The sequence below is a fragment of the Chrysosporum bergii ANA360D genome (genome assembly GCF_029891735.1).
In the GTDB taxonomy this organism is placed as follows: Bacteria; Cyanobacteriota; Cyanobacteriia; order Cyanobacteriales; family Nostocaceae; genus Umezakia; species Umezakia bergii.
The window spans coordinates 85,468-94,242 of the sequence record NZ_JANQDH010000051.1 but is presented as its reverse complement, the minus strand read 5'-3'; the positions used below and the strand labels follow the sequence as shown (position 1 = coordinate 94,242).

Here is an 8,775-nt window from a genome sequence, read left to right as displayed (position 1 = left end):
ATAAGAAAATTCTACAACCCTTACTGTATAAGGCTTATAAGGTTTGACCCTCCCTATAAAACGCTGTAACTGTTATACAGTAAGGGTTCTAGCCTCTAATATTATTATGCCATATTTATATCAACTTGTTATAGTACTTATCTACGTATTACACAAAATTACTTTACGTAGTATATTGACGCGGGTTAATTTTGGGTTAAAGTAGGTTTTATAGAGTTTGGGTTAAACCCATAAATTTCCTAGAAGTCTTATACAGTAACAATCGGGATGACAGGATTTGAACCTGCGACATCCTGCTCCCAAAGCAGGCGCGCTACCAAGCTGCGCTACATCCCGGAATAGTTAATTTAATTTTACCGCTGCTATTCAGCCGTTAAATTTAGCTAAATATAGAGCTTACCAAGAACACAAAACTATGATAGCACGATTAAAATATTTTGGCTAGCCAATTTAATTTTTTGTATTATCAGCTAATACCCTGGTAAAATACAGCTATACTATCAATAGTAGCACTATCCTCAAAATTATTGAGGATACCAGAACATACCTTTAATACCTTCCGGGTCAGACATAAAACCCATCCCCCTGTAAAAATCCACAACATGAGGATCAGCAAACAGAGTAACATTGCTAATTTCTTCACTTCTGAGCTTTTTCAGTACGTATTTCATCAGCGCCTTACCCAGTCCTTTACCTTGAAAGTCCGGATGAACTACCACATCCCAAATAGTGGCGTTAAAGGCGTGGTCTGAAGTAGCACGAGCGAAACCAATCAGCCGTTTTTGGTTTCCCCGCACTTGCCACATAGAGGCTACGAGAAAACTATGCTCAATGGCTTTCTTAACTTTTCTTAAGGGACGACGCGACCAACCAACGGCATCACAAAGTTCTTCTAGTTCATAGAGGTCAATATCTCGATCTGAACTAAAAACTATCTTAGCCTCCTTTTGAGACGCTTCGTTAGTCTTGTCAGAGCTAGACTTGCCCGCAACAGACCCTGTAATTTCTTCAAAAGAGGTTGTTTTACTTGTCGCTACAGACTCAGGACTATTAAACCAAGTTTTCCAAAAACCCATGCCAGCGTGGTTCGGGTAGTATAACTAAATTGGCTTACACTTTCAGTGGAGTGTTGATTCACGCTTAAAAAAGTTGCCTCCTTTAAATACCGTTCTCACTTAAATTTTTGGAGATGTTTCCGGAATTTGTCATGGACTCTGCTTTTTGTAACGTGTTTCATACCAATCATTTCCCATATTAGCATTTTATTGTCCAGCCTAGGAGAAATTTCTCAAAAACCGGAGAGGAGGAAATGAATTTGCATTGATGGGGAATTAGGGATTAGAGATTGGGTAATAATTACATACAAGCCCTTATCCTTAGATATAGGCAAAAAAAGATCAATGCAAGGGAATCCTACACCCAACAATGGCTTCTGGTTTACAATCTTCCACACTGGAACTATTAAAGCGCTTTAACCGAGCATTTCCGCAGTTCTACGGGCAATTTGTGAGTAGTGAGATTCAACTGCAAAATTTGCGGTTAGCTTACCGCCTTTATCAAACAAAGCGTGCGGTGATCGAGTTAAAGTCCGAAGGTAGCAAAAGCGCCCTGCATTTTGCTTACCGCAACCAGTCGTTTCTGCTCAGTGATATTTTTGGTGTATTAGCTGCTTATGGACTAACTATACATGGTATCAGTTTATATGGTCACATTAGACCGCCAATGTTAGTTTTTCTCAAGCTTCTGGTATCTCGTGGCAGTAAAGCCCTGACTGATAAAACGGGAGAAAATGTTTGCCGCGCCATTCGTGAAGCCTTAGCGGGGCGGTTTGAGGTAGAAGAAATGCTGGCAGTAGAATTCAATCTAGACAGTGGACTAGAGCAGGTACAGACAGAGTTTTATGTTGATCCAGTATTTCACCTTCCAGCATTGGTAATTGAGGCTGACAATCAACCGGGACTATTTTACAAAGTCATGTACACCATTTGGCAAGAAGACCTATTAGTAGTCAATGCCAATTTGCTGGTTTGGCGTGGACGCACACGCCTGATTCTTTACTTGTTGGGTCCCAATGAAAGCTTGATTCCTGAATATTTGGGACACAAAATTGCTGAAGGGGTGAAGTTAAGATTGTTAGGTAAATAAATATACAGTCAACTAGTCACAGAGAGGTTTCCACCATGCCAAAAGTTCTTGAGTAGAGGAAAATCTTAAGTATGGCAACTATTGAAATTTTGGGCGTTCCACACGCATACGAGCTAACCGCTCCTACTTCCTATCCCCATACTTTAGTCTTTATCCACGGTTGGCTAAATAGTCGTGGCTATTGGCAACCTGTAATTTCTCGCCTGTCAGTAGATTGGCAGTGCTTGTCCTATGATCTACGAGGTTTTGGTGAATCCAAGTCTCAGCCAGAACCTAATTTTAGTGGGGTGGAAAGTTCTGTCACCTTGAGTTCTAAATCACCTGATAAGTTTAGTTTACCTTTTGATTCTATTTATACACCATCTGTTTATGCTCAAGAATTAGCCGTACTTCTGAAACAGATGAATATTAATAGTGCTTGGTTGATTGGACATTCCCTGGGAGGGACAATTGCACTTTGGGCGGCGGCTCAAATACCCCAATGTGTTCAAGGTGTTATATGTATCAACGCAGGAGGTGGTATTTATCTCAAGGAGGCCTTTGAGCAGTTTCGTTCAGCTGGTCAAAGATTTTTGCAAGTCCGCCCCCGCTGGCTGTCCCATGTACCTTTAGTTGATTTGTTGTTTAGCAGAGCCAGTGTAGCCCGTCCACTAAATCGTCATTGGGCCCGTCAGCGAGTGATTGATTTTGTCATGGCTGACCCGGAAGCAGCACTGGGAGCATTGCTGGACTCGACAACCGAAGAAGAAGTTAACCGTTTACCACAGCTAGTCTCACAATTACAGCAACCAGTGTATTTTTTGGCCGGTAGTGATGACAAAGTGATGGAACCTAAATATGTCCGCCACTTGGCTAGTTTTCATCGACTTTTTCAATACACCGGCGACAATGTAATTGAAATTCCCGATTGTGGTCACTTGGCAATGTTAGAACAGCCAGATGCCGTTGCTGCTCACATCAGGTCAATAGTTAACAGTTAACAGAGTATCTGGGTCATTAATTATAGCATTTCTTAACCACGTGAGATACAAATTTAAAATCTCACAGTCTTGTCTTACAAGCATCTTACCAGCTAAGGACGTACCTCACTTTGTTAAAATTTGCTATAATACAATTTCATTACTTGGGTGAGTGGTAACCTAGACTCAACACCTAAAGTTAAAGGTGATGTATGACCCAGTGATAGGTGATGAGAAGCAGCACAGCCAATCATGGCCGCGTTATCAGTACAGTATTTCATGGGTGGGAACAGAACCCGCAGGTTATGCTCGGTAGCAGATGCCTGTAGGATTTTTCTTAGGCTGGTGTTTGCTGCTACCCCTCCACCAACGGCAATAGTACCAAGACTATAATCCAGGGCGCAGGCGATCGCTCTTTTGGTCAGCGATCGAGCCACAGTTTCCTGAAAGCTAGCTGCTAAATCAGCCACTGGTAATGGTTCTTGCTCTTTTTCTAACTGCTGCACTAACCGCAGTACCGCCGTTTTTAAGCCACTAAAACTATTGTCATAGGGATGATATCCCCCACTTGGCAAAGAAACCTTACCTTCTGGCAAAGTAAAGGCGCGGGGATTGCCTGTTTGTGCTAGTTTGTCAATGACAGGTCCGCCGGGATAACCCAGCTTTAACAACCGGGCTACCTTATCAAAAGCCTCACCTGCCGCATCATCGCGAGTTTCTCCCAAGGTTTCGTAACTACCACAATCTTTGACGTAAATCAAGCTTGTATGTCCACCAGAAACGAGTAAGCTAAGAAATGGGGGGTTTAAACTTGGCTCACTCAAATAAGTCGCGTAAATATGACCTTCGAGGTGATGAACTCCTAAAAATGGCTTATTGTGTAACATTGCCAAAGTTTTGGCCGCAGTTAATCCTACCAACAGCGCCCCCACCAGTCCAGGGGCGCAAGTGGCCGCAATGCCGTCTATTTGATCCCAGTCCAGTTGGGCTTGGTGTAAAGCCTGAGTGATGGCTTGATTAATTGTTTCTAAATGCTGACGAGATGCCACTTCTGGCACTACCCCGCCATATTGACAATGAACTGGGATTTGGGAAGCTACGATACTGCTATAAACTTGACGATTGTTCACAATTGCCACGGCAGTTTCATCGCAGCTGGTTTCTATTGCTAAAACAGTTGCCATTGTAGATTGGTGTTAAGTAAAGATTTGTTAGAGAAGCTTTAACTTTTATTTAGTTAAACTTTACTCCGTGGCCGCTCAAGAGTATCATTACTTGCTAGTTATGCAAATAAAAGAATGTACAAGCCGCTTCGTTTTGTACAAAAAACTTTTTGTTTTGTAATAAAAGGAAACAAATCTATGAGACGATTGTTTGCTTTGATTTTAGCGATTTGTCTTTGGTCTAACTTTGCCCCCCCTGCCCAAGCACTGGGGGCTGACTTAGTACCCTGTAAAGACTCTCCCGCATTTCAAGAGCTAGCACAAAATGCCCGTAACACCACCGCCGATCCGGAATCAGGTAAAAAGCGGTTTGAGCGTTATTCTCAAGCACTGTGTGGACCTGAAGGCTACCCTCACTTGATTGTTGATGGTCGCCTTGATCGGGCTGGTGACTTCCTGATCCCCGGTATTCTCTTTTTGTATATTGCAGGTTGGATTGGCTGGGTAGGTCGCGCTTACTTGCAAGCCATCAAGAATGAATCTGACACCGAAACCAAAGAAATCCAAATCGATCTTGGTTTAGCACTACCCATTATCACCACAGGCTTTGCCTGGCCCGTAGCAGCGGTGAAAGAGTTACTGTCAGGGGAATTAACCGCTAAAGATTCCGAAATTACTGTTTCTCCCCGTTAATTCTGGTTAACTTAGTTCATTTGTTTTGGAGACTAAATTCATGGCTGACAAAGGCGATAAATCCTCCTATTTGCTCACATTTCTTTCTACTGCTCCCGTGGCAGCCACTATCTGGCTAACCATTACAGCAGGGATTTTAATTGAATTTAACCGCTTTTTCCCTGACTTACTCTTCCACCCACTGCCATAGGTAGAAAAGGGAATTTCATCTTAAATATTTTCTGCTGATTTGTACTGGGACTACTCCGCCTGAACAAGTAAAAGTATCACTCAAATTAGTAGAAATATAGATGATGGATCTCGTAATGCTATTAATAGCATTACGAGTTTCATAGTTTAATCAAACCAGATAAATTAATTTTTTTTAACTTCCTAGCTAAAAATATTTTTTTAGCTACAACATTATCAATAATATAAAAATGCCACCATTTTAATTGAAAGGCCAAGACAAAATATGACCAAAGCAAATTTATCCAAAAATCTCCCCAGCGATGCTAGAAATCGTGAGGTTGTGGCCGCAGCAGGACGTGATCCCCAGCAAGGAAACTTAGAAACCCCCATTAACTCCTCTCCCTTGGTGAAGTGGTTTATTAATAACTTGCCCGCCTATCGTCAAGGTCTTAATCCTTCCAGACGTGGGCTAGAAGTGGGTATGGCTCATGGTTACCTGCTATTTGGACCTTTTGCTAAACTGGGACCGCTACGTGATGACATTCATGCTAACTTAGCCGGTTTACTAGGATCTGTTGGCTTAGTGGTGATTCTCACTGCTTGCCTATCTTTGTATGCCAATAGTAATCCCGCCAAAGCACTGGCTAGTGTAACTGTACCAAACCCACCAGTAGATGCTTTTAACTCCAAAGAAAACTGGAATAATTTTGCCAGTTCTTTCTTAATTGGTGGTATTGGCGGTGCCGTGGTCGCTTATTTCTTGACTAACAATTTAGGACTCATTCAAGGTCTATTTGGTTAATTTAACTAATTGATTATTGGGCATAAGGCGTTGGTAATAGCTAATTGTTAATTATGTTTTAGTATTACCCATGCCTGATGTCCCGTATTTGATTGTCAGGACACAAACGAAGAGCGGGGCTTTTCCTTTGTGTCCTTGTTAGTTGGGCGCAAACAATGCTTAGTAACAATTTCTGATGAAAGGATACAAAGAGATCCTATGACTATCAAAAAGTTTCAGCTATCCAAATAAAACTGCTTCTATGGCGTTGAGAGCATTTTCTAAATCGTCATTAACGATTTGAACGTCAAATTCCTCTGCGGCTTGAATTTCTTCTTCGGCGCGACATAGGCGACGAGCGATCGCTTCTTCCGAATCTTGAGCGCGTCCACGTATGCGGCTCTCCAATTCATTCATGGAAGGGGGTAAAATAAAAATGCTGAGAGCTTTAGGGAACTCAGACCGGATTTGCCTTGCTCCTTGTAGTTCAATTTCCAGCACCACCAATTTACCAGAGTGAACCTGGTTGAGTACAGCCTCACGGGGTGTTCCGTAATAATTACCAGCAAATTCTGCCCACTCTAAGAATTCACCTTGGGCTAGTAATTGTTCAAACTTAGTGCGGCTAATAAAGTAATAATTTTCGCCATTGATTTCCCCTGGGCGAGGAGAACGAGTCGTCACGGATACAGAATAGTAAAGTTCCGGATGACGTTTTAACAGCTCTTGCATTAAAGTTCCTTTACCAACTCCACTGGGGCCAGTTAAAACAATTAGCCTACCTGGAGAGGAGCTTTTTTTGGTGGGAGCATCACTTTGGATAGGTAAAACTTTGATCATCCATTGAAACCACAAATTAGTTAATAGACATTATTCACGATTGACGCTCCCCCAGGCTTTAGCCTGGGGATTCTTGAAGAGTCCACAAACTGACCTTCAATGGTGCTGGCAAAAACACCCTAGACGCTCAAAACAATTAACAGTACGAAAGGTATTGCTATTGCGCTTACTTTTATTTTTTGGTTTTCCGAGCCCATCGCCATACCAGTTAGGTACGCTCAACATCCTGCCATTATTTGCCCTTTAACTATTCCAATCAAATTGGATATGTCCGTTGCCGGGATTTCTCCGTACTAGGATGAATCATCACGTAGATGGTTATTCTTACTCGCTTTGTCCATTATACCACTGTGGCTAAAGCCAATCAATCGCTTTAATGCGACTAAAGTCCCTATCGACTTATACCCATGTCTGAAGCCAGGGGCTTGCGTCTCGTTTTATGGTCATTAGAGAAACCTTTGACCAACGAATTTGTAGCACAGGTGGCAGAAAGCCTGTCTAATTTACATCCTACTGCTGATCTGGCGCAAATAGGGACGGGGTGATTAACCCATATGCAATCAATTATCTGCGCTATGGTGATCGCGGGAAATCACAAACCTATTGGCTACCGTTTCCGGTTGAATTGCCGACAGAACTACATGGCTAGAATCAGTGATAATCACAGCCCTTGTGCGGCGACCATAAGTTGCATCCACGAGTTGACCTCTATCCCGTGCATCGGTAATGATCCGTTTAATGGGGGCAGACTCTGGACTGACGATAGCAACTACTCGGTTGGCAGAGACAATGTTACCAAAACCAATGTTAATTAATTGTATTTCCATAAAAAAAACAGACACCAAATCTGGTGTTACGAGCTAGTAAGGTAATTATTCCATGTTATCGCCAAAAAACAAGAGTTACAACGCCTTAAATCTAGCCAGCCTGAGTTTTTAATTGACAAATGGTTTTTTAAGCTAATAAATAGCTGAATGTGATTAAAATATACCCCAGGGTGTATGCAAAACTGTCAAACTACAATCTAAGTAATTCAGGTAAACTTATTTTAAGTTAAATTTAGGTTAGAAATCAAATTAGAAGAGGATATTACCACATCTAGAGACTGTAATCAACAAAGATTCTTTCTTCTACCCATACATTACTCAATTACTCAATACTGCATCTGCTCGCCTTGACAAACATATAATAACTGTATTATAATAAAATAGTTTGAAAGGTCTTTAAGTAAAGTCTATCTTTGTCTAGGTTTTATAGGGCAGTGTCAACCCTGCTCTAACAGTTTTATCTTTTGCCACCACAGGTTTAAGGGATAATAAAGTATGGGTGCCCAAAGGCTACTGAGAATAGCAGAGGCCAGAACCGCCCGTTGATAATATGCCCAAATATACTCAACTTTGGGTAGGCTTTGCCCCCCGTCAGCATCGCCCATGAAACTTAATTGCAATCCAAAGATACTTTCTGCCAGAATTGCCATCACAAATACAATTAAGGCAATAGAAATAAAATCTTCTTGAATTAAATGCTGCTTTCGCACCAAACCAGTGAGAAAGCCCACAAAACCCAGGGTTATGGCATGGGTCGGTTCTGGTGATGTCATAGCATCTTGAAGTAGTCCCAAAACTATACCGGCTAACATTCCTTGCCAAACTGATCGCTTTACACTCCAAGCTACTACCCAAATTAACAGCCAATTGGGACCAATTCCTAATAATTCCATACCTAAAAAGCGGGTTGGTAACATTAGTAAACAAAACAGCACAGACCCAACTGTTACCACCCAATTTAGCAATTGACGTACAATGGGATGCCAGTGAGCAAGAGGCTTATTTAAAATTTTCAATTTTCGCCGTGGACCTGTTGACTTTCTATGCCTGCTGCCCCTAAATGAAGCCATGTTGATTATTTTAGATTTTAGATTTTGGATTTAACGAACCGCAAAGCTTCTACTGATGATCATAGTCGAAGCAGACGCAAAGGGCGCAAAGGAGGAGGTTTTATAGGGTTTTTAAAGACTAAATTC

The 8,775-nt window shown here is 41.8% G+C and carries 11 protein-coding genes and 1 tRNA gene; 6 read left to right on the top strand and 6 right to left on the bottom strand.

The window, feature by feature from the left end:
• Positions 1-262: 262 nt before the first annotated feature.
• Together NWP17_RS08565 and NWP17_RS08560 are read right to left on the bottom strand one after the other, a co-directional pair.
• Positions 263-336, bottom strand: a tRNA-Pro gene (locus NWP17_RS08565).
• 188 nt (positions 337-524) lie between these two features.
• Positions 525-1,076 (bottom strand): GNAT family N-acetyltransferase, encoded by a 552-nt coding sequence (locus NWP17_RS08560; protein ID WP_280654489.1) that lies wholly within the window; start codon positions 1,074-1,076, stop codon positions 525-527.
• 349 nt (positions 1,077-1,425) lie between these two features.
• Between NWP17_RS08560 and NWP17_RS08555 the strand changes: the two genes are divergently transcribed.
• Both NWP17_RS08555 and NWP17_RS08550 read left to right on the top strand, forming a co-directional pair.
• Positions 1,426-2,145 carry a hypothetical protein gene (locus tag NWP17_RS08555; RefSeq protein ID WP_280654488.1) on the top strand — a complete coding sequence of 240 codons (720 nt, stop codon included), beginning with the start codon at positions 1,426-1,428 and terminating at the stop codon, positions 2,143-2,145.
• A 71-nt stretch (positions 2,146-2,216) separates the two neighbouring features.
• Positions 2,217-3,125, top strand: a complete 909-nt coding sequence (locus tag NWP17_RS08550; RefSeq protein WP_280654487.1) for an alpha/beta fold hydrolase — start codon at positions 2,217-2,219, stop codon at positions 3,123-3,125.
• A 113-nt stretch (positions 3,126-3,238) separates the two neighbouring features.
• Here the strand turns inward: NWP17_RS08550 and tsaD are convergent, their stop codons facing one another.
• Complete coding sequence (gene tsaD, locus NWP17_RS08545) at positions 3,239-4,288, bottom strand: tRNA (adenosine(37)-N6)-threonylcarbamoyltransferase complex transferase subunit TsaD (protein WP_280654486.1); 1,050 nt, start codon at positions 4,286-4,288, stop codon at positions 3,239-3,241.
• A gap of 177 nt (positions 4,289-4,465) precedes the next feature.
• Between tsaD and NWP17_RS08540 the strand changes: the two genes are divergently transcribed.
• The 3 genes from NWP17_RS08540 (at position 4,466) to NWP17_RS08530 (ending at position 5,933) form a co-directional block, all read left to right on the top strand.
• The gene (locus NWP17_RS08540) at positions 4,466-4,960 is read left to right on the top strand and encodes a Photosystem I reaction center subunit III (RefSeq protein WP_280654485.1); all 495 of its coding nucleotides are present in this window, start codon (positions 4,466-4,468) and stop codon (positions 4,958-4,960) included.
• A gap of 40 nt (positions 4,961-5,000) precedes the next feature.
• Positions 5,001-5,150, top strand: coding sequence for a photosystem I reaction center subunit IX (gene psaJ / locus NWP17_RS08535; protein WP_280654484.1), 150 nt, complete (start codon positions 5,001-5,003; stop codon positions 5,148-5,150).
• 264 nt (positions 5,151-5,414) lie between these two features.
• Positions 5,415-5,933 (top strand): photosystem I reaction center protein subunit XI, encoded by a 519-nt coding sequence (locus NWP17_RS08530; RefSeq protein ID WP_280654483.1) that lies wholly within the window; start codon positions 5,415-5,417, stop codon positions 5,931-5,933.
• A 219-nt stretch (positions 5,934-6,152) separates the two neighbouring features.
• Here the strand turns inward: NWP17_RS08530 and gmk are convergent, their stop codons facing one another.
• Entirely contained in the window at positions 6,153-6,752 is a 600-nt protein-coding gene (gene gmk / locus NWP17_RS08525; RefSeq protein WP_280654482.1) for a guanylate kinase, read from the bottom strand.
• 407 nt (positions 6,753-7,159) lie between these two features.
• Between gmk and NWP17_RS08520 the strand changes: the two genes are divergently transcribed.
• Positions 7,160-7,297, top strand: coding sequence for a hypothetical protein (locus NWP17_RS08520; protein ID WP_280654481.1), 138 nt, complete (start codon positions 7,160-7,162; stop codon positions 7,295-7,297).
• A gap of 15 nt (positions 7,298-7,312) precedes the next feature.
• Here the strand turns inward: NWP17_RS08520 and remA are convergent, their stop codons facing one another.
• Together remA and mreD are read right to left on the bottom strand one after the other, a co-directional pair.
• Positions 7,313-7,579 carry an extracellular matrix/biofilm regulator RemA gene (remA, locus tag NWP17_RS08515; protein WP_280654480.1) on the bottom strand — a complete coding sequence of 89 codons (267 nt, stop codon included), beginning with the start codon at positions 7,577-7,579 and terminating at the stop codon, positions 7,313-7,315.
• A gap of 437 nt (positions 7,580-8,016) precedes the next feature.
• Positions 8,017-8,649 (bottom strand): rod shape-determining protein MreD, encoded by a 633-nt coding sequence (gene mreD / locus NWP17_RS08510; protein ID WP_280654479.1) that lies wholly within the window; start codon positions 8,647-8,649, stop codon positions 8,017-8,019.
• Between the last annotated feature and the right edge of the window lie 126 nt (positions 8,650-8,775).

Coding starts and splice junctions, on each gene's coding strand:
- NWP17_RS08530 (WP_280654483.1), top strand. CDS start 5,415: ATGACCAAAGCAAATTTATCCAAAAATCTCCCCAGCGATGCTAGAAAT.
- psaJ (WP_280654484.1), top strand. CDS start 5,001: ATGGCTGACAAAGGCGATAAATCCTCCTATTTGCTCACATTTCTTTCT.
- remA (WP_280654480.1), bottom strand. CDS start 7,579: ATGGAAATACAATTAATTAACATTGGTTTTGGTAACATTGTCTCTGCC.
- mreD (WP_280654479.1), bottom strand. CDS start 8,649: ATGGCTTCATTTAGGGGCAGCAGGCATAGAAAGTCAACAGGTCCACGG.
- gmk (WP_280654482.1), bottom strand. CDS start 6,752: ATGATCAAAGTTTTACCTATCCAAAGTGATGCTCCCACCAAAAAAAGC.
- NWP17_RS08520 (WP_280654481.1), top strand. CDS start 7,160: ATGTCTGAAGCCAGGGGCTTGCGTCTCGTTTTATGGTCATTAGAGAAA.
- NWP17_RS08540 (WP_280654485.1), top strand. CDS start 4,466: ATGAGACGATTGTTTGCTTTGATTTTAGCGATTTGTCTTTGGTCTAAC.
- NWP17_RS08555 (WP_280654488.1), top strand. CDS start 1,426: ATGGCTTCTGGTTTACAATCTTCCACACTGGAACTATTAAAGCGCTTT.
- NWP17_RS08560 (WP_280654489.1), bottom strand. CDS start 1,076: ATGGGTTTTTGGAAAACTTGGTTTAATAGTCCTGAGTCTGTAGCGACA.
- tsaD (WP_280654486.1), bottom strand. CDS start 4,288: ATGGCAACTGTTTTAGCAATAGAAACCAGCTGCGATGAAACTGCCGTG.
- NWP17_RS08550 (WP_280654487.1), top strand. CDS start 2,217: ATGGCAACTATTGAAATTTTGGGCGTTCCACACGCATACGAGCTAACC.